This window comes from Acinetobacter sp. Root1280 (assembly GCF_001425285.1).
GTDB lineage: Bacteria > Pseudomonadota > Gammaproteobacteria > Pseudomonadales > Moraxellaceae > Acinetobacter > Acinetobacter guillouiae.
In genome coordinates, this window is the sequence record NZ_LMED01000004.1 from 1 (window position 1) to 22,475 (window position 22,475).

21 protein-coding genes, 1 tRNA gene and 1 pseudogene are annotated in these 22,475 nt (G+C 35.2%); 6 read left to right on the forward strand and 17 right to left on the reverse strand.

Features of this window, described 5'->3' with window-relative positions; all coding sequences use genetic code 11:
* Nucleotides 1-108, forward strand: a pseudogene (locus ASC84_RS05500) (IS5/IS1182 family transposase); the annotation flags it as partial.
* 841 nt (nucleotides 109-949) lie between these two features.
* Here ASC84_RS05500 and ASC84_RS05505 read toward each other — a convergent pair.
* From ASC84_RS05505 to ASC84_RS05520, 5 genes are all read right to left on the reverse strand, one after another.
* Nucleotides 950-1,561: an NAD(P)-dependent oxidoreductase gene (locus ASC84_RS05505; RefSeq protein WP_004721223.1), complete on the reverse strand. Its 612-nt coding sequence runs from the start codon at nucleotides 1,559-1,561 to the stop codon at nucleotides 950-952.
* 589 nt (nucleotides 1,562-2,150) lie between these two features.
* Nucleotides 2,151-2,351: a hypothetical protein gene (locus ASC84_RS05510; protein WP_004721224.1), complete on the reverse strand. Its 201-nt coding sequence runs from the start codon at nucleotides 2,349-2,351 to the stop codon at nucleotides 2,151-2,153.
* A 23-nt stretch (nucleotides 2,352-2,374) separates the two neighbouring features.
* Nucleotides 2,375-2,644 (reverse strand): hypothetical protein, encoded by a 270-nt coding sequence (locus ASC84_RS05515; protein ID WP_004721225.1) that lies wholly within the window; start codon nucleotides 2,642-2,644, stop codon nucleotides 2,375-2,377.
* A 101-nt stretch (nucleotides 2,645-2,745) separates the two neighbouring features.
* Nucleotides 2,746-2,904, reverse strand: coding sequence for a DUF1328 domain-containing protein (locus tag ASC84_RS22155; protein WP_004721227.1), 159 nt, complete (start codon nucleotides 2,902-2,904; stop codon nucleotides 2,746-2,748).
* A 186-nt stretch (nucleotides 2,905-3,090) separates the two neighbouring features.
* Nucleotides 3,091-3,435 carry a hypothetical protein gene (locus ASC84_RS05520; RefSeq protein WP_004721229.1) on the reverse strand — a complete coding sequence of 115 codons (345 nt, stop codon included), beginning with the start codon at nucleotides 3,433-3,435 and terminating at the stop codon, nucleotides 3,091-3,093.
* A gap of 567 nt (nucleotides 3,436-4,002) precedes the next feature.
* On the opposite strand from ASC84_RS05520, the gene ASC84_RS05525 reads away from it, so the two are divergent.
* Together ASC84_RS05525 and ASC84_RS05530 are read left to right on the forward strand one after the other, a co-directional pair.
* Entirely contained in the window at nucleotides 4,003-4,452 is a 450-nt protein-coding gene (locus ASC84_RS05525) for a BLUF domain-containing protein (protein ID WP_056512393.1), read from the forward strand.
* 39 nt (nucleotides 4,453-4,491) lie between these two features.
* Nucleotides 4,492-4,959: a BLUF domain-containing protein gene (locus tag ASC84_RS05530; RefSeq protein ID WP_056512395.1), complete on the forward strand. Its 468-nt coding sequence runs from the start codon at nucleotides 4,492-4,494 to the stop codon at nucleotides 4,957-4,959.
* A 328-nt stretch (nucleotides 4,960-5,287) separates the two neighbouring features.
* On the opposite strand, the gene ASC84_RS05535 is transcribed toward ASC84_RS05530, so the two are convergent.
* The 9 genes from ASC84_RS05535 to efp all read right to left on the reverse strand — a co-directional run bounded on the left by ASC84_RS05535 (nucleotide 5,288) and on the right by efp (nucleotide 14,844).
* Entirely contained in the window at nucleotides 5,288-5,548 is a 261-nt protein-coding gene (locus ASC84_RS05535) for a hypothetical protein (protein WP_056512397.1), read from the reverse strand.
* 496 nt (nucleotides 5,549-6,044) lie between these two features.
* Nucleotides 6,045-6,121 (reverse strand) — tRNA-Val (locus ASC84_RS05540).
* Nucleotides 6,122-6,165: 44 nt separating this feature from the next.
* Nucleotides 6,166-8,181 carry a DUF3488 and transglutaminase-like domain-containing protein gene (locus ASC84_RS05545; protein WP_056512607.1) on the reverse strand — a complete coding sequence of 672 codons (2,016 nt, stop codon included), beginning with the start codon at nucleotides 8,179-8,181 and terminating at the stop codon, nucleotides 6,166-6,168.
* Between the two features lie 18 nt (nucleotides 8,182-8,199).
* Nucleotides 8,200-9,108, reverse strand: a complete 909-nt coding sequence (locus ASC84_RS05550; protein WP_056512400.1) for a DUF58 domain-containing protein — start codon at nucleotides 9,106-9,108, stop codon at nucleotides 8,200-8,202.
* Between the two features lie 12 nt (nucleotides 9,109-9,120).
* Complete coding sequence (locus ASC84_RS05555; protein WP_056512403.1) at nucleotides 9,121-10,080, reverse strand: MoxR family ATPase; 960 nt, start codon at nucleotides 10,078-10,080, stop codon at nucleotides 9,121-9,123.
* A 141-nt stretch (nucleotides 10,081-10,221) separates the two neighbouring features.
* Nucleotides 10,222-11,247 carry a 2-dehydropantoate 2-reductase gene (locus ASC84_RS05560; RefSeq protein ID WP_056512405.1) on the reverse strand — a complete coding sequence of 342 codons (1,026 nt, stop codon included), beginning with the start codon at nucleotides 11,245-11,247 and terminating at the stop codon, nucleotides 10,222-10,224.
* Nucleotides 11,248-11,442: 195 nt separating this feature from the next.
* On the reverse strand, nucleotides 11,443-11,745 hold the full coding sequence (locus ASC84_RS05565) for a YbdD/YjiX family protein (protein ID WP_004721243.1): 303 nt from the start codon (nucleotides 11,743-11,745) through the stop codon (nucleotides 11,443-11,445).
* 32 nt (nucleotides 11,746-11,777) lie between these two features.
* Nucleotides 11,778-13,877, reverse strand: coding sequence for a carbon starvation CstA family protein (locus tag ASC84_RS05570; RefSeq protein ID WP_004820734.1), 2,100 nt, complete (start codon nucleotides 13,875-13,877; stop codon nucleotides 11,778-11,780).
* Nucleotides 13,878-14,274: 397 nt separating this feature from the next.
* On the reverse strand, nucleotides 14,275-14,844 hold the full coding sequence (gene efp, locus ASC84_RS05575; protein ID WP_004721246.1) for an elongation factor P: 570 nt from the start codon (nucleotides 14,842-14,844) through the stop codon (nucleotides 14,275-14,277).
* A 340-nt stretch (nucleotides 14,845-15,184) separates the two neighbouring features.
* Between efp and epmB the strand changes: the two genes are divergently transcribed.
* From epmB to ASC84_RS05590, 3 genes are read left to right on the forward strand one after another with little or no spacing between them, the layout of a single operon-like run.
* On the forward strand, nucleotides 15,185-16,201 hold the full coding sequence (gene epmB, locus ASC84_RS05580) for an EF-P beta-lysylation protein EpmB (RefSeq protein WP_004721248.1): 1,017 nt from the start codon (nucleotides 15,185-15,187) through the stop codon (nucleotides 16,199-16,201).
* Nucleotides 16,202-16,215: 14 nt separating this feature from the next.
* On the forward strand, nucleotides 16,216-17,967 hold the full coding sequence (locus ASC84_RS05585) for a hypothetical protein (protein ID WP_034612070.1): 1,752 nt from the start codon (nucleotides 16,216-16,218) through the stop codon (nucleotides 17,965-17,967).
* Nucleotides 17,949-20,186: an EAL domain-containing protein gene (locus ASC84_RS05590; RefSeq protein ID WP_056512410.1), complete on the forward strand. Its 2,238-nt coding sequence runs from the start codon at nucleotides 17,949-17,951 to the stop codon at nucleotides 20,184-20,186. The genes ASC84_RS05585 and ASC84_RS05590 overlap by 19 nt, the downstream gene beginning before the upstream one ends.
* 146 nt (nucleotides 20,187-20,332) lie before the next feature.
* Here ASC84_RS05590 and rpmE read toward each other — a convergent pair whose 3' ends face one another.
* The 3 genes from rpmE to gloA form a co-directional block, all read right to left on the reverse strand.
* The gene (gene rpmE, locus ASC84_RS05595; RefSeq protein WP_004721254.1) at nucleotides 20,333-20,557 is read right to left on the reverse strand and encodes a 50S ribosomal protein L31; all 225 of its coding nucleotides are present in this window, start codon (nucleotides 20,555-20,557) and stop codon (nucleotides 20,333-20,335) included.
* A gap of 227 nt (nucleotides 20,558-20,784) precedes the next feature.
* Nucleotides 20,785-21,765, reverse strand: a complete 981-nt coding sequence (locus ASC84_RS05600; protein ID WP_004721256.1) for a bile acid:sodium symporter family protein — start codon at nucleotides 21,763-21,765, stop codon at nucleotides 20,785-20,787.
* Nucleotides 21,766-21,970: 205 nt separating this feature from the next.
* Entirely contained in the window at nucleotides 21,971-22,372 is a 402-nt protein-coding gene (gene gloA, locus ASC84_RS05605) for a lactoylglutathione lyase (RefSeq protein ID WP_056512413.1), read from the reverse strand.
* Nucleotides 22,373-22,475 lie beyond the last annotated feature (103 nt).

The following is a 22,475-nucleotide window of genomic DNA, read 5'->3' on the forward strand; positions in this document are numbered from 1 at the left end:
AAGACTTTCAAAATCCTTGCAGAGCGTTATCGAAATAGAGGGAAAAGACTTGGCTTAAGGTTCAATTTGATTGCAGGTATTTATAATTTAGAACTGAGTAAAAAGTGAGTTATGAAAGAAGTCTATTCTAATAAATTTGCACAAGTCTCAACAAGTGAAACTACACCCCACTCGTCAGAGGATTCTAATGAGTTTTATTCTTCTTCAGCCTAGCAATAATCTTGACCTAAATTTGTTGGCTAAATCAGTCTATTCCACAATCTTTCTTTACAAAGTGGATCAATACTAACATATCTTATTATACCTAAAAATATCTTAATTTTTTAATCACTTATAAGTCTTTAAAAATCTTGCTATATGTATGCTTGAACTAGAAATCATTATGAGATCAATGTATGTATACTTATTATTACAATTCAAAAGTTTATATTAATTTAATGCATTGATTTTATTCATTTTTTACAATAATACATGTATCAAAAAGTGTGGCTTAAATATTTTACAATAGTTGTTATTTCCAACATATAAGTCCACACATAAAAGTGTTATACTATAACAATTCAAAAAAGAGCTTTTCATGACAAATCCATATATCAACAGCAAGTTCTATATTCTAATTTTGGTCTTATTTATATCAATTATGACCACTAATGTAATCCATAATGATTTTTCAGACACCTTATTAACCATAATTAACTGTTTTATCATCATAAAAATATTACATGTATTGTCTATTCAACTTTTAAACACAATCTTTAAAATTTGTAATCCTTAATTCAATTAAACTATACAGTTATATTTATTCAATATAAATAGAATGTTCTTCAGCAACGATTAAAAAAAATTTAAAATAAAACACTTATGAGTACAAATAAGTCTAGAAAACGCTAAAATCATCAATTTAATTTTTATAGAAAAAAGCCCTCAAATGAGGGCCTTTATACATTTCTTAGTATCCAACAGTAAAACGTTGATTAATATGGTTGTTATTTTCAATTTCATCAGATAATGCTATTGCAAAATCTTCAGCTGAAATTTTACTGCCATCTTTACCAATTATAAGTTCATCTTTTCCTAAACGAAATTCTCCTGTACGTTTACCTGGAGCAAACTCAGCCGAAGGTGATATAAAAGTCCATTCAATATCATCGACTTGTTTAAGTTTTTCAAGGAAATTTACAGCAGCTTCTGCTTCAGGTTTATACGCAGCAGGAAAATCATCCGTATCCAATAAGCGTACATTTTTGTTGGGAATAGTCAGTCCACCAGCACCACCAACAACCAAATAACGCTTAACTTTAGAATCCCGAATTGTGTTAATCAATGCATTCGCATCTAAGCCATGAAAAGGAACAGCACTTATCACGGCATCTTGCCCTTTTAGAGCTTCAACAAGCGCTTCATGATCATTTAAGTCCACATCTACGGATAAAACACGTTCCGTATCAGGTACTTTATGTGTATTACGTGCGATGGCTTTAACGTAATGACCACGTGAAACAAGCTCTTCTAAAATACGTGAACCCGCCATACCTGTTGCACCAATTAAAGCAATCTTCATAATCGTTCCTCACTTATTTAAGATAATTCAAAAATCTTAATCAAATAGTTTTATAAACCATTAAATATAAAACTTATAATGTTTAAAATTTTATAAATAATTTACATATGAAATAATTAACAATTTATCGATTAAGATTGATAACCCATTATCACCTACATAGCTCTATTTTAAATTATTATTTAAGTTTATTTTCTGTCAAAATCATGTAAACAATGTCACTTTTTAATAGCTCTCATGTATAGGTATTTATTTTTAAGTACAATGATTTTAGTAACTGACTTTCACTTAAATAAAGCTTGTGCCTTATTTTAAAATATACCTACTAAGATGGCTGAGTTGCCTTAGCTGACCCTATTAAAGGTGGCCAATAAACAGAAAAACGTTATGATTATTCACTTCGATTAGCTAAACACACAGCCCTAAATTTTTGCATCTTTAAAAACTACCTACCAAGAGTGTAGCATCTTATATTCAGGATGTAGTTTTGATTAGTTAAGATATTCTATGAGGTAACTCTTAGTCACTTTAGACCGATTAAATTAAGGCTAAAATTATAAAAAAGAATTGAGAAGCTAGAATATTTGATTCAAGTGCTTCTCATCATTTGTCGTTGCTGGCGAACTAATCCTAACTGCATCTTTCTCTCAAGTATTTCTTCTTCAGAGAATGATAATGAATCTTTTAATATTTCAATAGGTAATGAACTATTTTCAATCAAATAGCAGTCTTGATCAGTTGACCACTCTGAAATCAATGTTGCTTTTTTGCGCTTATGTCTATGATGCATATAGATACCCTTAATCAAAAACCTTATAGATTTATTTGCCGATCAACCCATTCCAAAAATTTATTTTTATTATTTATTTCTGGTGCGTTGACTATTACTATATTTTTTTTACTGCCAAATTTACCCGAGATTTTGTTTGGTTTCTCAAAATTAAACTCATCATCTGTGCCCTCATTTAAAGCTCTGAAATATTCAGCGATCTTCTCAAAATTTGTTTTGCTATTAAAATCAGGTCTTAAAAGTAAAAAATTATAAATTTGTTCTAAAACAAAATCATAGTTAATATTTTTCATAATATGCTCAGTTCAAATTTATTAAGTAATTTAAGTATTTTCAAATTCATTATATCTAACGATAGAATGACTAAATTCTACCGTTAGATGGTTTATAATGACTATACCTTTCCACGAGAAATAAAACCAATCACAGTAAGGATAACAGCCACGACTAATAGAATAACTGCAAAATCTTTTGAAAGACCTGCTACACCACCAAATCCTAAAAGACTCGCTATAAGTGCTATTACAGCAAATATAATCGCCCAACGAAACATAATATAGTACTCCCTAAAATATATTTTGATTTAAAATAACACTATAAATTAATAATTTAATTCGAGTGTTATTTTATGTGATTAAAATGTTCTAGTTTAGAATATATTTTCACTTAAAATAACACTAAAACTTAAGCATAACAATTAAGATCAACTTACTATTTTAAAAATAGTAATTGCTAAAATTTACTTTTTATATAATTTATTAAGAATAAAATATCGATCGACGCGTGTATCCTTTAATTTAGGCATAATCATTTTTATCATGAATAATACAGAACAAGAAATAAAAAGCATGATGATGACTTCAACAGAGTAACTTATCATGAATAAAAGGCTATAAAACCCTAAAAAGAAAGATAGGCTTAGGAATACCTTTTGTAAATAAATTGTGATCAATACCCCATACAGTAAAGCTGATAAAAACAAGTTAAATTTCTTATTCATCCCCAATTGATCAAAAATAATAATGAGCAATGAAATACTTAAAACAGAGACAATAAAAATAACAATATTTTTTAAAATTTGCATTTCATCCCCTCTTATTTCATATTTATAAAAATGCTCCCCCCTTAGTTGTCCGACTAAGGGGGAAGACTCCCCCAATACACAACACTTTTTATTTAGCACATCAATTTTATAACGAATTATTTTAATTTAAGCGTTAGCGACAATCACCTTAAATTAAGATTCAGATTTATAATAATGATGAGCACTTGTGGTGTATCTAGGCAGTATAAATAATATGAAATTTAGCGATATAATCCATGGCTTACATGATTGTGAGAAATTTCTTACATTTGTATATTTTTTAACCACATAAAATTCAAAATATATAAATTAAATATATTATTTTCAAATATTTAATTTTAACAATAGGCTCAATTTGTTTTGTAAAGTAACAAAACACTCAAACAGTGTTAAAAAACTTTACATTTCATGTTTAGACCGGTTGGTACGATTTGTTAGCTTTTGATTAATTATCAATGTATTGTAGTCATCATTACTAATCTTTCTATGTGAATACATAAAGCTTATTAATAAAATTAAAGCGTTAGCACTTAGTTCGAAGTAATTATTTATCGTGGAAGCCTTCTAATGGAATTTGTAAGAGTTTTATATGCAAGTAAAGCTACGAGTACTCATCCAAATCTTAAGAATGATTTGATAGAAATTCTTAACACAGCTGTTGATTTCAACTCTCGCAATGAAATCACAGGCGTTCTTTATTATGGACATGGATATTTTGTTCAATGTCTTGAAGGACATAAAAGTAAAGTTGATGATCTGTTCTATAATCAAATTTTAAAAGATCAACGTCATCAAAACTGTGAGATTTTATATTACGAAACATGCGACATAGGTTTGTTTAAGCATTGGAATATGAAATTTGCCCCTGTCAATAAAAGACTTGGTGACTTTTTCCTAGAAAATCATCGTGATGATTTCAATCCATTTCTTCTTTCTAGTGAGACGATCCCTTCTTTTATCGACCTTTTAGCGGGTGAATACGCTATTGAGCCATATAATTTTGATATCAATGAATAAGATTTTTTATACGAATCTACGCAACTTGAGGAAAGATGTATGCTAATTCGATTGTGCTATGCGAGTACTCGAAATGAATTAGCCAATGACCTTATTGAAGATTTAAATGCTATCTTAAATACTGCGCGCGATTTTAATGGGAAAAATAAAATTTTTGGCGTTCTATATTATGCCAATAATCATTTTTTTCAATGTCTTGAAGGTGAAAAGTCTATAGTTCAATCGCTATTTCAAAGTATAAAAAATGACGCTAGGCACAATAGCATTATTGAATTTGAAACCATGGATATTGACAAAATTAGTTTTAAAAACTGGTCAATGAAATACGTGCAAAAGTGTTCAAAAGTTGATTTATTTTTTAATCAGCTTGGCTATGACTCATTTACGCCAGCAGCCCTCAATAATGCTCATTTAAATAGCTTATTAAATGAGCTTTTGAAAGAAAAGCAAACTCGAGTGCGTAAAAAGGTCGGTTTAAATCAACGAGGAATCTCCTCTTTTCTTTAAATATCAAAAGAGAGGGTTATGGACCCTCTCTTTTAAAGAATTTTAAAGTTTGACAGATTGACTCGAACCCAGTTGCTCTGATTCACCAGATATAGATGCTTTCACTAATTTAAAAAAGTAACAAGCTTCCCAGCGCCATTACAAACTGAGTCTAGTTAATGAATGGATTAATCTCTTGTTGGCCGCTTGTTAAGTTTTCACTTTTAATTTCCTATACCTATAGAAATGTATTGTTACCATCCCTAAATAGATAAAGTTAAATCGTTTTTACCTTAGGTACATGTTTTAAATTATTATGAAAATTATTTATCTTTAATATAATTAAGTTTTATGAGTAATTCATTTTATTGTTATTATTAATACTAACTACTTTAAAGTTACAATTTTTATAATTAATATTTTCGTTTATTCTTGCATGATCAAGTTCATCCCATAATTCAAAGTAAAAAAATTCAGATGTGTCTGAGTAAATCCAAAACCACAAAGTAGATTCATCTTTTTTGACTGGATCATAAATACTATCTTTAACTTTGACAAGTTTATGTAAATGAAATTTATCATCTTGAAGTACTATTTCATGAATACTCAATAGTGTGATTCCTGCAATTTAAAATCATTTAGACTATAACTCATTTTTATTTCTTTTTTTTATTATGATTTTTTTAAAAATGTAATTTAATGATTAAATGTATATATATCTTTATATATGTAAGTTAAATTTAAGCTAAGCTGGAAAGATTATTGAGTAATATATCAATAACGAGAATAGATTTTAATCCGTATTAAATTCAATACAGTAGAACCTGATTTAAAGCCGCACGTGTATGCTATGAGTCCTAACAATAATACATTCTTCTAAGGTATCCCCTGTTCCAGCATCACGAAGATGTTTGTACTTGACTTGAATACGCCAAAAGTTGCCACATGGTCTCTATATTTTTATTTTGTTGCTAACTTATTGCAAACATGTTGAATATACCGCCAGTTTCTGCAATTTTTCTGAATTCACGAATAATAGAGATGCAACAAAAGCACAAAAAAAAGACCTATAAGCTTTTGAATCGCTTATAAGTCTTTAAAAATCTTGGTAGGTATATCCAGACTCGAACTGGAGACCTCTACGATGTCAACGTAGCGCTCTAACCAACTGAGCTATACACCTGAAGTGCTGAGAATATTATTCATTTTTTAATAAGATGACAAGCCTTATTTCTTTACTTTTAATGCATTCGCACACTCTTTAAGCAATTTCTTGATATTTTGAATATCCTGTTGATTTTCATTACCTAAATAGACAATTTTTTGAAAAATCTGATTCACTTGCTCGAACAGATGTTTTTGTTCAGTCCGCAAGGCTAAACGCTGCATCCATTGTTGAAAGGTTTCTGATTCAGCTTTTTGATCAACCTCAGATAATTGATGATTAAATTGAGTAATGATTCGCTCAAGCCCTGACATTTGAAGAATGCGCCAAAATTGCGTCACACCCCAATAGATCAACAGTAATCCAAGAATTCCAAAAATCAAAACCAAACCATAACTATAAGCCGATGTTAAGCCAAGCTTCTTCATCCAGCTGCTTTGCTTCTCTGCATCGTAACCGACAACCTTACTCTGCCATTGAAAACTGGCATAGTCACTCCAAACACGCAGCGTTCTAAGCAGTGATGAATGCTGAAAACGCAAATTTGAATAACCCGCATCGCCAAAAATCGAACGATCGTCATTCATCACATTTTGCATACCACGATCAATACGCATCGGTGCAATGATGGCTGTTGGATCAATGCGTTGCCATTGCCCGTGTTGATAAACCTCAGCCCAAGCATGTGCATCTAACTGGCGTACTTCCCAACTTTGACCATCAGGAGACAACTCACCGCCTTGGTAGCCTGTGACTACACGCGCTGGGATTCCAACATAACGCATCAGCAAGACAAAGCTTGAGGCATAATGTTCACAAAACCCCTGCCGTGATTGAAATAGGAACTCATCAACGCGGTTATTCCCCAACCTTCCTGGGGCAAGTGTATAAACAAAATTTTCTTTCTTGTACCAGTTCAATACATTCTGAATATAAGCTTCAGGATTGGACTGGCTCTGCTGATACAGATTTAAAGCAAACTTCTGGGCTTGTAGATCACTCTTTTTCGGATAACTGAGATTATTTTTCAGCATCATCTGTTCAAAATGTGAATCCTGAATATCTCTAACCTGACTCCCCACCCACTGCAATTCAATTGGCTGGGTACGTTGTACCAGCCGTTTTGGTGTAATCGACCAGTCTTGGTGTAACTCAAAACGTTGTTCTATTGGAATCGACTTTTCCAAACCGGTAATCCATTGCTGACTTGGATCACTGGCAAGATATTGATAATGAAATCCATCAATCTGCCCCGCGATCTTGGAATAAGCTTTTACCTGTTTATTGGCAAACTCACTTGTCCACGTTGTACCATCATAACGATCAAGCACCATCGCTCGCCAATACAGCTCATTACGATTTGGCAATTGCTTCATATTGCCAATAACTCGAAATGCCAATGCACTTGACTGTGAAAGCTCAGCAATATCACCCGGTGACATACGATCACTTAATCCCGTTACCGCTTTATTATTGGGAATGGGGATTTGCCAAAGTGGTGGCAAACGCGGGAAAAACATAAACAGTAAAACAAAGAATGGCAACGCCAAAGCAATAAATTTAAGGATATGCAATGAATCACTTTTAAGAGACTGAAAAATCGGTTGCTCTATTTCAAAATTGGCGATTTGTACACGATACAGTCCAACCAAGCAACTGATTAAACAGCATAAAACTAACAGTGCCATCCAAAAGGCTTGGCTGTGTAAAAATAAACTGGCACTGACGAACAAAGCAAAGTTAAACAGAATAATAAAGTCACGCTTTGATTTGGTTTCTAGTGCTTTCGCAAATAAAAATGTGGAGAGAACCGCTGTACCTGCTTCTACGCCTAGAAAAGTGCGGGAATCAAAATAAATGATGAGCAAAGCTAAAAGCGCAAAAACTAATTTTGGGGTTTGTGCAAAGAATCGAGGCAGATTATAGACTTGATGTTTATTGTTTTTGTCATAATATAGTGCCAAAGCCACTATATTAATGAGGAATAAAATAGACAATGCCACAGGCATATAAGCCAGTTGTGCCAGCCAAATCAAACTCAGCACAACTAAAATTGAAATTTGTATCGATTTATCCATTTTATTCATTGTTCATCCTCACGCTTGCGCCAATAAGGTTTTGATATGAATATAGTGCTGTTCTCCAATCCCGTTTTCAGTTTGTGCATGCGGTAAAATGATGCTGTACGGCGTTTCCGTTTGATGACATCGATCGACCAACTCCATCATAAAACTTAGCTTCTCTTCATGGTCTGCGCTTGGCATTTTGCTATATTCAATTTGCATCGCATGGGTATCAATCAAATCATCGAATTGCTTTACAAATAATCCTTGTCCACGCGCGGCCTGTTTCCAAGAAATGCTTTGCAATGAATCACCTGATTTAAAAGTCCTTAACTCTTTAAATTCATCTAAATCAGGCTCACCTGTATTGGAATAATTCTGTGATTGATGCGTTAAAGACTTCGCTTCAGGGGCAATCCAGTAACTGTCAGTTAAATAGATATAGGTCCATGCCCGCACTAAACCAAGCGGATAGGTGGAGTAAATTTGAATTGGAGAAACTGAAAATTCCCCTCGTTGTTGTGGAATAAAATTCAATTCAAAACTTTGTTGTTTTTCTTCAAATAGAAAAGATTGTAATTGTTCATCAATTTTAAAGTTTAAAAACTTAGGCGTAGCACGGTCTTGTTGTAGGTTAACTCTCACCTTAAAAACTTCATTGACCTTACCCACTTCATCAACAACCACATCTAATGTAATCGCATGTAATTGTTTAAAACTGAGATAGAAACTAATACATAAAATTGCACTGATTAAAAAACAAAAACCAAGAATTAAATTGTTGGCATAATTAATCCCAGCGATAAAAGTAATCAGAATAAGGACCAGATATAAAAAACCCTGCTGGTACATAAACACCAACACTTGGTTTTGTTTCAGTGTACGAGTTCCTGTATAGCGAAACCGAAGATGCAGCCATTTAATAAATCGTTGACCTAACATAAGCGTTTCCAATTAGCCCTTTACAGGAACTTTTTGCATAAGTGCTCGTGTCTCAGATTCACCTAATCCTATACGATGCGACACCACAGCAACAAACACTGCTTGTACATCATCTGCAATTACAAATTGTCTTTTTTCAATCAAGGCATAGGCTTGTGCTGATTTTTTTAATGCCAATAACCCACGTGGAGATAAGCCATGACGACCTTTACGTGTTTCTTCTGCTAGATCAAGCATATATTCAAAAACAACATCACTCAATGTAATTTGATTTACCACACATTGTAATTGCAAAATTTCCTGATGTTGGAAAATCGCTTGCAACTTTTCAATCAAATCATGGCGCGAGTTTTGTTGTAATAATAATTTTTCTGCTGCACGTGATGGATAACCTAAAGACAGTCGAATCAAAAAACGATCAAGTTGTGACTCTGGCAAACTATAGGTTCCACTTTGAAAAAGTGGGTTCTGTGTTGCAATCACCCAAAATGGTTGTGGTAAAGGGTAACGTGTACCATCTATAGTGACATTGCCCTCCTCCATTGCTTCAAGCAAAGCACTTTGGGTTTTAGGGCTACAGCGGTTAATTTCATCTGCAAGCAGAATTTGGGTAAAGATTGGACCATGTTTAAACTCAAATTGATGCTCTTTTTGATTAAACATATTGATCCCAATCACATCACTTGCCAGCATATCATTGGTAAACTGAATCCGTTGAAAATCGAGACCTGCTAAACGTGACAAGCTGCTGGCTAAGGTGGTTTTTCCAAGTCCGGGTAAGTCTTCAAAAAGTAAATGTCCGCCAGCCAATAGACTACAGAGTGCCAGTTTAGTCTGATGACTTTTATCTAAAATAATTTGGTTGATTTGACTTAAAAAGTCATCAATTTTTGGGTAAAACTGAGTGAGGTCTAAATTTGATACAGTGCTATGTTGTTCTGATGCTTTTACTTGTGTTGTTCCCCAAATCACCTTTTATTTCCCCAATAAAATTATTGTAACTTCCTTAACATACACGGTTTTAAGGAATACTCAATCTTGACTGCGATAAATCCTTATTTTCATTTGCTGAATACACTTCAAAATTTATAGCTTCCCCCATCAACCAAAATTTTAAACTTTTAATTTTGCGGCATGTTCTAACTTTGTTTTTAAATCGTGCGCACCAATTGAAAATTCACTTCCTGAAATTTCAGCCTGTTTAATCAATTCGATTAAGGTTTTATTGATGGGCGCTTGTTTACCTAGCTGCTGGGCAAGCTGAACAACTTCCCCATTGATCCAGTCCACTTCTGTTGTTCGCCCTGCCATCAAATCATCTTGCATAGATGAACGCGCCAAGGGATCGATTGCCAACATTTTACGGCTTAATATTTTAAAAATGAAATTTGGCAAACTGATTATTTTAGGCAATAGATGTGCCGAAATTGCTGTGAGTTTGGCTGGCTTAATTTGTGCTAAATCTAAGAGATGTAAAGTTTCTTGTTGCGCCAAAGCAAGGCATCGTCGATATTGATAATTAGACAATTGTTGTTTTAACGGTAACTTTGATAAGGCATTGATTGAATTATTTAAATTCAGCAAAATTTTTGCCCATTGCACTGCAAGCATATCCTGATCAAAAACAATCTCTAATTCAGCTTGTTTAAAAAGCTCGGCTAAATCCTGTTGCTGTGCATACGCTTTCACATGCAACGCACCAGATGTCCCTTGATGAAAATGCCCAACTTTTTGAACTGCAACATTAAAAGGCACCATACCTTCTAAAATCGAATGATGTTTTAAAATCTGCTTTAAAATTGGAACATTACTCAACCCGTTTTGAAAACTCACAATATAGGGTCTGTGTGCGCCCAAGTTGTTATAAAGTTCCTTGGCAACTTGCTCAGTCGCAGCCGATTTTACACATACAAAAATAATATCGGCATCTGTGACTATTTTAAGATCAACACTGAGCTGTAAATCATTTGCCGCGATTTTTATCGTTTTACCAGTGTAATCTGTCAGTTTTAAACCAGACCTCCTCAATTCTTCATATACACGAGGACGTGTAATAAACCTCACTTCAGCACCTACCGCTGCTAATCGACCGCCAATATAGCATCCAATACTACCCGCACCATAAATACAGATTTTCATAGCAGTCTCCTTGCATTTATATCTATTAGATGATTCTAACGGAGTTAGTCTTTACCAACTGTCAGTTATCCGACAAGTCTAATCATGAAGTACACTGTTATTGCGTTAAACCGATAAATCACTTCGCTCATATTCAAAAAAAAACGGCACCCAAGTGCCGTTCTATTTAAGCTTTAAATCAACTTATACCTTCCATCAACATGGGCATTTCTTCATTGTTCCACCAGCTGTTGGATAGCGGGCATCTACACAATAGCGATGAAAAGTCTTTTCATCCATTGCATCCATATCGGGATGATGCTTTTTCATATGTTCCAGATAATTTTGATAATCTGGAACACCCACCATCAAACGGAAACTTTGCTGTAAGCGTGTCCATAATGTTGCAATTCTAGACCAATTTTTAGGATTAAAAATTAGCTCCTTTTGCGACATGATGGTCATCTTGATGATTTTATAAATCACCGTTTTACCACCTTGAGCAAATTTAAGCTTCATCACTCACCTCTCACTCTATCTGTAATATCAACTTAGTGTGATTTAGAAACAGACACTTCTTCAGGATCTGCATACACCGCTGGAGCTTCATTTACTGTTGGTGTAGGACTTGCCAATGCACGACGAATTGCGCCAATAGCAGCAAACAGCATCACAATCGCAACAATCATAAAGAATGCACACAGTGCAGCATTGATTTGATTGGACAATACAATGGTTTGCATTTCTTCAAGTGTTTTGGCTGGTTTTAAAATTTCACCATTGGCAATTGCTGTTGAGAATTTATCCGCCTGAGCCAAGAATCCAATCTTAGGATTAGTATGGAAGATTTTTTGCCAACCCGCAGTCATACAGGTAATGAATAAGAAAATTGTTGGGATAATGGTGACCCATACATATTTCTCTTTCTTCATTTTAAATAAAATCACTGTGCCCAAGATCAAAGCCATTGCCGCAAGCATTTGGTTACCGATACCAAACAAAGGCCATAAGCTATTAATACCACCAAGTGGGTCGACTACACCTTGATAAACAAAGAAGCCCCATCCAGCGACAGCAACCGCTGTACCGATCATATTCCCCACAAAGTTGTGCGAGTTTTTAAGTGCTGGAACAACGATACCCACCGTATCCTGTACCATAAAACGACATGCACGAGTTCCGGCATCGACAGCGGTTAAGATAAACAGCGCTTCAAATAAGATCGCAAAATGATACCAGAACGCCATCATTGAACGATTATTAAAAATATCCGTGATGATATGAGCCATACCAATTGCAAATGTTGGCGCACCACCAGTACGCGAAAGAATCGTACTTTCACCCACTTCTTTTGCCAGCAAGCTCAAAGTTTCAGGTGTAACCACAAAACCAAGTGTACGTACTGCTTCTGCTGCGCTTTCTACCGTAGTACCCAATACTGCCGCTGGCGCATTAATCGCAAAATAAACACCAGGTTCAAGCACTGTTGCACAAATCATTGCCATGATTGCAACAAATGATTCCATCAACATACCACCATAACCAATGACACGAATATTGACTTCGTTATCAATCAGTTTAGGTGTAGTTCCAGACGAGACTAAGGCATGGAAACCAGAAATCGCACCACAAGCAATGGTAATAAATAAGAATGGGAACATAGATCCAGCAAATACAGGACCAGTACCATCAACAAAATGCGTAACAGCTGGCATTTTTAACATTGGCATTGCAACAATAATACCGACTGCTAAACCTGCAATTACACCAATTTTTAAGAATGTTGATAAATAATCTCGTGGTGCTAACAACAGCCAAACAGGTAGAACCGAAGCCACGAATCCATAAATGATGAGTGCCCAGGTAAGTTGTGTTCCAGTTAATGTGAAAAATGGTCCCCAATAAGGATCCGCAGCAACATTTCCACCATAAACAATTGCAGCCATCATCAACACAAAACCAATGATAGAAACTTCTGCAATCTTGCCCGGACGGATATAACGCATATAGATGCCCATAAATAAGGCAATTGGTATCGTCGCTGCAATACTAAACACACCCCATGGACTATGTGCCAGTGCTTTCACTACCACCAGTGCCAATACGGCAAGGATGATAATCATCACACCTAATGCACCAAGCATCACCACCACACCAGCAAATGAACCCAGCTCTTGCTTTGCCATTTCACCAAGTGAGCGCCCATCTCGTCGTGTAGAGATAAATAAAACCAAGAAATCCTGAACTGCACCAGCAAGAACAACCCCGACCAAAAGCCAAATTGTTCCTGGTAAATAACCCATTTGGGCAGCAAGAATAGGCCCAACCAATGGCCCCGCTCCTGCAATAGCAGCAAAATGGTGACCAAAAAGTACATATTTATTGGTCGGGACATAATCCAAGCCATCTGCTAAACGATGTGCTGGTGTTAATCGCCGAGGATTCAGTTCAAAAACTTTGGTCGCAATAAATAAACTATAAAAACGATAAGCGATGCTATAGACACATATCGCTGCAAGCACTAGCCAAACCGCATTGACATGCTCACCCTTGCTGACTGCAAGTATTCCAAAAGATACAGCACCAATTATGGCGACAATCACCCAGATCAATTTTGATAAGGGTGATGATTTTGTTTGAATATTTTCCATTAAAACCTCACATCTTGATTACAAAAAGCAGTTCCATTGTTTTTATAAAGCGTAATGCATTTCCGTGACTCATTCCTTGGTGACTCTACTCCTCATTTTTTTGTTTTCATCTAAGACTTTGGCATTAAAACTGGTCTGAATATGTACTATTAGCATGACATCACAGTGACTTAAATCGCGACTTTGTTATTTTTATCATCAATGTAATCATCTGACTCTCTGACTCTACTATTAATTATAGGCTGTCGATCTACGACTTTAGTCGAAAATTTAGCCGATACCCTCTATTTTTATAAAGGCTTGTACTTTTAAAAAGCCGATACCAACTCAATCTATGCACAATAAAAAAGGGATGATTTTCATCATCCCTCAGCGTCATCATTTTTCAATAAAATGATTAAGCACGCTCTAAGTAATCACCAGTACGGGTGTCTACACGAACGCTTTCTTCTTGCTGTACAAATAATGGAACACGTACAACTGCACCTGTTTCAAGTTTAGCTGGTTTACCACCACCACCTGAAGTATCACCACGCACACCTGGATCAGTTTCAACGATTTTCAATACAACGAAGTTTGGTGCACTAACGTTTAATGGAATACCATTAAATAGCATAATTGTGCATTTTTCGTTTGAATCGTCTTTTAACCATTTTGCAGCATCGCCCATTGCAACTTTATCAGCAGCAATTTGTTCGAAAGATACTGGATCCATGAAGTTCCACAATTCGCCATCGTTGTAGAGATAATCCATTTCTACTTCTACAATATCAGCTGCTTCTAAAGATTCACCTGATTTAAAAGTTTTTTCTAATACTTTGCCAGATCTTAGGTTACGTAGTTTTACACGGTTAAACGCTTGACCTTTACCTGGTTTTACATATTCGTTTTCCATGATTGAACATGGGTTACCATCAAGCATAACCTTTAGGCCAGCTTTGAAATCATTTGTAGAATAATAGGCCATGAAAGGCACACTCCGAACTTACTAATTTAAATCTCTACTGCGATGCTATCAGCAAATCACCCGATTTGTGACAGTGATCATTCCAAACAGCAAAGAATGTATTTTACATTTTTCGTATTCTAAATGAGCAATACATCGTGAAGCAATGAAAAATTACCCATGTTCGGTCAGATTGAGGGTAAAATCTTCGATTCATTGGTGATTCACAGCTGTTCAATACAAATCAGCTGTACTGAAAGCATTTTTCCAGTGAAACATTTCAGATTGAACCTGACAGATTCAATCTGAACAAGCAATACCACCCGCTTTCCCCTATCTTCAACTATTTATTGCACGTGGCATGTTAAATTACTTATATCAAGAGCAAAATTGGCAATCTCAACTCAGTGATTTAATTACTGACCCATTAGAACTGTTAGAAATACTTGAACTTTCTAAAGCACAGTTATTGTCTGGTGCAATCCTTGCGTCTGGACAATTTAAACTACGTGTGCCCCGTGCATTTGTCAGAAAGATGGAAGTTGGCAATCCCCTAGATCCGCTTTTACTGCAAGTTTTACCACATCATCTGGAAATGGAAGAACACGAAGGCTTTGTCACAGATCCGCTTGATGAAGAACAAGCCAATCAAATTGCTGGGGTCTTACATAAGTATAAATCACGTTTTTTACTGACCCTCACTGGTGCATGTGCCGTGCATTGCCGTTATTGCTTTCGTCGTCATTTTCCATACCAAGAAAATTTACCTAAAAATGAAGATTGGTTGAACATTAAAGGCTATTTAGAAGCTCATCCTGAAATCAATGAAGTGATTTTAAGTGGTGGCGATCCATTAACTTTATCTAACCGAAAATTAGCCACTTGGATAGAACGTCTAGAATCTCTCAGTCAGATTAAGATCTTGAGAATTCATTCACGCGTTCCAATTGTAATTCCAGAAAGAATCGATGAAGAGCTGGTTTCTTTATTGAAAAACAGTAGGCTACGTGTAATTCTAGTGGTACACTCGAACCATCCTGCAGAATTAGATAATTTGACCTGTGCAAAGTTATCTCATTTAGCAAAACAAAATATTCTTGTGTTGAATCAAGCCGTTTTACTTAAAGGTGTGAATGATTCTGCACAAACTCTCGTTAATTTAAGTCAACGACTTTTTGAAGCACAAATTTTACCGTATTATCTTCATGTTTTAGATAAAGTAAAAGGTGCGCATCATTTCGATTTAGGGGCGGAAAAAATTGATCAGATTTATAAGGATGTATTGGCCAGTTTACCGGGTTATCTAGTTCCTAAATTGGTTCGAGAAGTCGCGGGAGAAAATAATAAAACACCGCTGTTTGGAGTCACAACCTTTTAAGAGTTGAAATGCTCATGATAAATAAAGAAATTTCAGAAATTTTTCAAAATATCACGGTTCTACAACGAGAAAGTCTAAGTTTTGCAGAAAATTCGGTGGCATCTGTCAATGCATGGGTGGCCACACTGTCTATTATGCAACTTGGCGATACCTCAGAGTCGGTCTTAAAAGCCATTTGTGAAATCAGCGAACTTGATTGTAGCGAAATGCTACGCTTTGATTTAATTCAAGTTTTGCACCCAATTACCGAAAGCATTTTATCAAGCCTTGAAAAAAACATCTTAAATCAAGGTCTTTCTCAAAATGCGCGTATTGAACATATTATTGATTTATCCTCTAGAATTCGTACCTATTTTGCCAACGTCTATATCAATATTGTGCGAAGAAGTCATCAGACACTGGTTTCAAATAAATTCTCATTTTTTAATTTCAAACAAAAACGAAATTTACAAACAGCCCGTACACTTGCAACCTTTTATGCTTTAGAACAACTTGGTTTATTGTTGGTTCAACAGCAAATGCTCTACAGTGGTCCATTGACCCATCAATGGCTCACTACACATCATCTTTATGAGCTTGCGGTTAAAAACCAAGAATTTAATATCAATATCAACCAATTACAAGGTACACACTTTACCATTCAAAATATCCAGCAAGCCTATGCGCAAGTGCTGCTTTTGGATATTTTTAATACGCACCAGATTCGCCCTTCAGAAACACAAGCACTTTATCAATGCACTTTTGATTGGGTCAAACTGATCCAAATTTTACCAAGAGAAACCAGCTTATCGCGTTATGTGATTGATGGCTCTAAAGACGTTCCACCAATTTATAATCGCAAACAACATGCGAATTTCCGTACTTCTCTATATATTTCTACACAGAATCTGCTCGAACATATTAATTCAACGATTCATAAAGACGAATATCTGTCTAAAAATGAACAAATCTATTTATCTGCTGCGTTAAAATTTCATGTGCAAAATGTCTTGGGTACAACAACTGAACGTCAACATGAGCGTTATGAATACTCTGCACAACTTCAAATTTGTTTTAGCTTACAAACCGCACACTTCTATTTATCCAAAGCTAAGAATTTTTATGAAACACTTAATTTAAATAATAATTATGCATTTCAGTCTGAGTCCAATATTCATTCATCGATTTCAACAGGTTCAAGCACAGCATCGAACTTAGGACAAATCAAGACTTTAGACCGTGAAGCAAAACAGATCTATCAAACCCAAGTACTGGATATTAGTGTAAACGGTTATCGTATTCGCTGGTCAGATGAAACCCCACGAAATTTACGCACGGGTGAATTTATCTTGGTCAACGAAAGCCTCAATGACAAATGGAAAGGTGCGATCATTCGTTGGATCAAACAATCGGTTAAAAAAACCTATGAAGTGGGTTTAGAGGTTTTAGCTCAAGACATCTACCCATGTGCAGTAAAAGTTCCAGCTGATCGTTCGACGATTAACTACCACCCTTGCCTTATGGTTCAAGTGCAAAATTTAAATGAATCCAATGTTTCTATTATTTTGCCAAATTTACCGTTCTTCAAAGAACAGCAAGCAATTTATCTACGTTTAGACACTGAAGAAATTAAGGTGTATTTAACAAAAACATTGTTAATTACCCAGAGCTTTATTCAGTACGAATTTGAATTGATCAATGATGAAGAAAATGACCGCATTGATCAATTCATTCAACACCAATCTGCCAATTTGAATAATCAAGATGTATGGGAAGCTTTAAAGTGAGAAATTTATTATTATCGAAAAAATTAAAACTCTCTGAAACTAGATTACTCATTATTGATGATAACCAGATTCGTTATAATCAAATTATTGATCTTTTTCAAAGTAAGAATCATCAAGTACAAGCGCTTTTATTGGATGATTTAAAAAGTTTTGAAAAACAACTCAATACCTCATGGGACTTGATTATTTTTGGTCGTGCTTATGACATCAAAATTGAGCAAGCCATTACCTTGATTCAAGCCTCTGCTGATATTGATCTGCCTGTTTTATTCTTAGAACCTGAAGATTATCAAACCAACCAATATCAATCCTATATTCAAAAAGGCATCTATGATGTCGTTAATTTAGAATATACCGATCGTTTTTATATTAGCTTAATCCGTGCGTTGTCATATAGCCGTACCTTACAAGCGAAAAAGCACCTTTTAAACGATCTTGAAAGTGCAAAGAATCAAGCCCAAGCCTTGGTTGAAGAACAGCATAAAGCGATTGCCTTAATTCAGGAAGGTATCCATACCCAAGCCAATGCTGAATATTTAAAACTGTTTGGTCTAAAAGATGAAGCAGAAATTATCGGACTGCCGATATTAGATATTTTAAAACCGAAAAATATCAATGATTTTAAACAACGTTTTAAAAAAATTTCTCAAGGTAATTTTGATTTAGCACGTTTTGAAATTGATACACTGAATAGCAACGCTAAATCAGAAAATCCATTAAAAATTGAATTTCTGCCTTCAGATGAAGAAGACTGTATTCAAATCACCATTGAGATTAATTCTGCAAGTCAAAAATCGCAGGCACAATCCTCCGAATCGAATAAGAAAAACATCAGTGCTGTTGCAAGTAGTTTGCAAAAAATTCAGTACGCTTTAATTAACCAACCTGCCAAATCGAATGCATTGGTACTGTTTAGCTTTGCCGCTTGTCCTGAGAATATTTTAACGTCTCCTTGGAAAACAGCCGTTCAATACTTAGATGGCTTTAAAAACTTTATTCAAGAACAAACCAATACCACGGTATATCAAATTGATATGTTGTTGTATGCAGTGATTTTACAAGCTGAGTCTGATACCATTTTAGAATCTCGTATTCATGGGCTGCATGCTTTAGAAAAACCACAATTATTGGAAATTGATGGTCATACTTACCCACTGAATATCAAGATTGGCTATTCAAACATACAGCAAAACAGCTTTACAGAAGCAAGTTTTAACGACGTTTTAGAACAAGCTTATAATCATCGTCTGGCAAAAAAAGACTCTGTATCCGAGCAACAATTAACGGCAACTTTACAGGACACTAAAATTGAATTGTCATTGCTTGAACCAAAATTAGATCAAGCAGAACCGCTGCAAGTACAAAGTAACTCCATTGAATTTACCTCAAAACCTCAAGTTGAAAATACAGCTGTAGAGAAACAAGTTCAAATTCAAGAAACACCAGCGCCACATATCTTTAAAACCTCCGCGATTCTTGGTCAAATTGCTCAATCTCTTGAAAAAGGTGAGATTCAGCTAAAATACCAGCAGCTTTATGACAAACAAGATAGCAATTTAAATACCTATGAAGTCAGTAGCGGTTTTATTTTTGAAAATCAGTGGAAAAAAGTAAGTAATTTAATTGATTTAGATGATGATATTGAGCTTTCAATTAAATTAGATCGCTGGATTTTAGTCGAAGCATGTAAGCAATTACATAACTTTATCACTCAATATCCAGAGGCAAAATTAATCGTCAATTTAAATCGTCATGTGCTGTTCCATGATAAACAGTTCCCTGAGCTTATTTCTAAACTATTGACCATTGTTGGAAGCCGCCAATCTCATCCACTGATTTTACAATTTGATGAAGAAGATATTGCAAAAAATATCTTAGAAACTCAAAAGCAAATTGGCGTTTTACGTGATCATGGTGCCGAAATTTCAATTCGACGTTTTGGTTCGAGCATTTCAAGTGAAGCCATCTTAAAACAATTGGATGTAAGCTTATTAACGCTGGATGAGAAGTTTACAAAGCAGCTTAATAGTGATGCGACTATGACGCAATTCCAGCATACCCTTGAAAAATATCATGCAATCAAGCCAATTGAATTGCTACTGAAAAATCTAAATGATATGAACTCTTTTGCAAATGCTTGGAATGTAGATGTCAGATTCTTGCAAGGTGAATATTTCCAAAAGAAATTGGATCACTTGACTGATGTTCAAGATCAATAGAGTCTAATACTAAAAAAGGTTGAGTGTTTTAAATGCTCAACCTTTTTTTAAATCTATCACTTTGTCTGATCCTGAAATAGATCAACACGAGATAAAAATCAGCAACAAAAAAACGGGCTAAAGCCCGTTTTTTATGTTTTGTCGTATTAACGCTTAACAGAACGTGACATACCAGCAAAACGTTGTTTGAATTTATCGATACGGCCGCCAGTATCAACATTCTTCTGTTTACCAGTATAGAATGGGTGGCAAGCTGAACATACGTCTAGATAAAGTGTTTCTTTACCTAAAGCTGAACGAGTTTCGATAACGTTACCACATGAACAAGTAGCAACTAATTTTTCGTATTTTGGGTGAATATCGGCACGCATGGTCGATTCTCCTAAGTTAAGAAAGGTTTAGCTGTCATCGCAATTAACCACTCTCAAAGTCTAATAAAACTTTGAGGAAAGCAGATTCAAATTAAAAACCAGCAGGTTAACACCACAACAGACCATTTCTTTTGGCCCACCGAGACTATAAGCGTCAGAGCTAAGCACAACAAGTGGGCAAGATTATACTCGAAATATTTATAAATTGCGAGCCAATCGATACTAATTTATTCGTCAGGATGCTTTTGCTTAGACCAGTAGTTTGCAATCACCCCACAAACCATTAACTGGATTTGATGGAAAATCATAATCGGTAACACAATCATACCTAAAGGTTGCCCAATAAATAAAATCTGCGCCATAGGCACACCACTGGCAAGGGTTTTCTTCGATCCACAGAAGAAGATTGAAATCTGATCTGCTTTGCTAAATCCAAGCCATTTTGGAACATACAACGCCAACAGCATAATCACCGTGAGTAGAATCGAACATGCCAAGGTGAGATAAATCAATGTAGATAAGCTGACCTGATGCCATAAACCTGCCACCACTGCCCCACTAAATGCACCATAAACCACCATCAAAATCGAGCCTTGATCAAAAACTTTGACGATCTTTGGCATTTTCTGCATCAATGGAAATACATAGGGGCGTAATAGTTGCCCTAAAACAAATGGAACCAATAACAACAAGGTGATTTCGATAATAGAAGAAGTCGGATCGTAATTATGCTTAGATTGACCGAAAATAAATATGCTCACCAAAATCGGAGTAATAAACATACCGATCAGGTTTGAAAATGAGGCACTGCAAACAGCCGCTGCCACGTTCCCTTTTGCAACAGAGGTAAATGCAATTGACGATTGTACTGTCGACGGCAAAAAGCACATAAACAGAAAACCCCAATACAACTGTTGACCCAGCAAAGGTTCAAGCACAGGTTTTGCCATTAGTCCCAATAAAGGAAAAACTAAAAAGGTAAAAGCAAAAACTAATCCATGCAATTTCCAATGCAAAATCCCCTCAATCACGGCTTCACGTGATAATTTTGCGCCATGTAGGAAAAATAAAATTGCAATCGCAATTGTGGTGATTTTTCCAAAGATAAGCGCTGCCTGACCTGAAATCGGTAAAATAGAAGCTAAAACCACCATCGCGATTAAAAGTATCGTAAAGCGATCCAATGCTAATAATTTCAACATTTTCATAAGCAACGTCCTGTATTTTAAACATGAAAAAGCCCAGTAGTTAAATTTTACTATCGGGTAAAATTCAATCTTACTGAGCGAAATAAATAAAGCTACTCATTTGGCTAAATGTTCACTATTTATTTACGACACATATCAAGTTAATTTAAGGTCTATTGATATGTCTTTTCCAAATAAACAATAGCCCCGCATCATTTTTAAATGATCAATTATTTCGTGCATCTTGATCTTGTTGGATCAATTCAATTTTATAGCCATCTGGATCTTCAACAAAAGCAATGACTGTGACACCACCTTTCATAGGTCCAGCTTCACGTACCACATTACCACCACGTGCTTTGATCTCTTCACAGGCTTTATAGGCATCATCGACACCAATGGCAATATGTCCATAAGCATTACCTAATTCATAACTTGCAGTATCCCAATTATGGGTAAGCTCTAATACAGTATGATGCTCTTCATCACCATAACCCACAAATGCTAAAGTAAACCGCCCTTCTTCATAATCACGTTTACGAAGTAATGTCATACCGAGAACTTCAGTATAGAACGCTAAAGATTGTTCTAAATTGCCTACTCGTAACATGGTATGCAACATGCGCATGATTTATTTTCCTGTTTGATCAGATATCATCTGCCAATATAGGCAATACAGTTCAATATTTCAATTTATCTATATTTCAGCTGATCAATGATGTCGTCTTCTG

Coding starts and splice junctions, on each gene's coding strand:
- ASC84_RS22155 (WP_004721227.1), bottom strand. CDS start 2,904: ATGTTTCGTTGGGCGATTATATTTGCTGTAATAGCACTTATAGCGAGT.
- ASC84_RS05560 (WP_056512405.1), bottom strand. CDS start 11,247: ATGAAAATCTGTATTTATGGTGCGGGTAGTATTGGATGCTATATTGGC.
- ASC84_RS05570 (WP_004820734.1), bottom strand. CDS start 13,877: ATGGAAAATATTCAAACAAAATCATCACCCTTATCAAAATTGATCTGG.
- ASC84_RS05550 (WP_056512400.1), bottom strand. CDS start 9,108: ATGTTAGGTCAACGATTTATTAAATGGCTGCATCTTCGGTTTCGCTAT.
- efp (WP_004721246.1), bottom strand. CDS start 14,844: ATGGCCTATTATTCTACAAATGATTTCAAAGCTGGCCTAAAGGTTATG.
- ASC84_RS05520 (WP_004721229.1), bottom strand. CDS start 3,435: ATGCAAATTTTAAAAAATATTGTTATTTTTATTGTCTCTGTTTTAAGT.
- ASC84_RS05530 (WP_056512395.1), top strand. CDS start 4,492: ATGCTAATTCGATTGTGCTATGCGAGTACTCGAAATGAATTAGCCAAT.
- ASC84_RS05525 (WP_056512393.1), top strand. CDS start 4,003: ATGGAATTTGTAAGAGTTTTATATGCAAGTAAAGCTACGAGTACTCAT.
- ASC84_RS05585 (WP_034612070.1), top strand. CDS start 16,216: ATGATAAATAAAGAAATTTCAGAAATTTTTCAAAATATCACGGTTCTA.
- ASC84_RS05515 (WP_004721225.1), bottom strand. CDS start 2,644: ATGAAAAATATTAACTATGATTTTGTTTTAGAACAAATTTATAATTTT.
- epmB (WP_004721248.1), top strand. CDS start 15,185: ATGTTAAATTACTTATATCAAGAGCAAAATTGGCAATCTCAACTCAGT.
- ASC84_RS05505 (WP_004721223.1), bottom strand. CDS start 1,561: ATGAAGATTGCTTTAATTGGTGCAACAGGTATGGCGGGTTCACGTATT.
- ASC84_RS05545 (WP_056512607.1), bottom strand. CDS start 8,181: ATGGATAAATCGATACAAATTTCAATTTTAGTTGTGCTGAGTTTGATT.
- rpmE (WP_004721254.1), bottom strand. CDS start 20,557: ATGCGTGCCGATATTCACCCAAAATACGAAAAATTAGTTGCTACTTGT.
- ASC84_RS05590 (WP_056512410.1), top strand. CDS start 17,949: ATGGGAAGCTTTAAAGTGAGAAATTTATTATTATCGAAAAAATTAAAA.
- ASC84_RS05565 (WP_004721243.1), bottom strand. CDS start 11,745: ATGAAGCTTAAATTTGCTCAAGGTGGTAAAACGGTGATTTATAAAATC.
- ASC84_RS05600 (WP_004721256.1), bottom strand. CDS start 21,765: ATGAAAATGTTGAAATTATTAGCATTGGATCGCTTTACGATACTTTTA.
- gloA (WP_056512413.1), bottom strand. CDS start 22,372: ATGCGCATGTTGCATACCATGTTACGAGTAGGCAATTTAGAACAATCT.
- ASC84_RS05510 (WP_004721224.1), bottom strand. CDS start 2,351: ATGCATCATAGACATAAGCGCAAAAAAGCAACATTGATTTCAGAGTGG.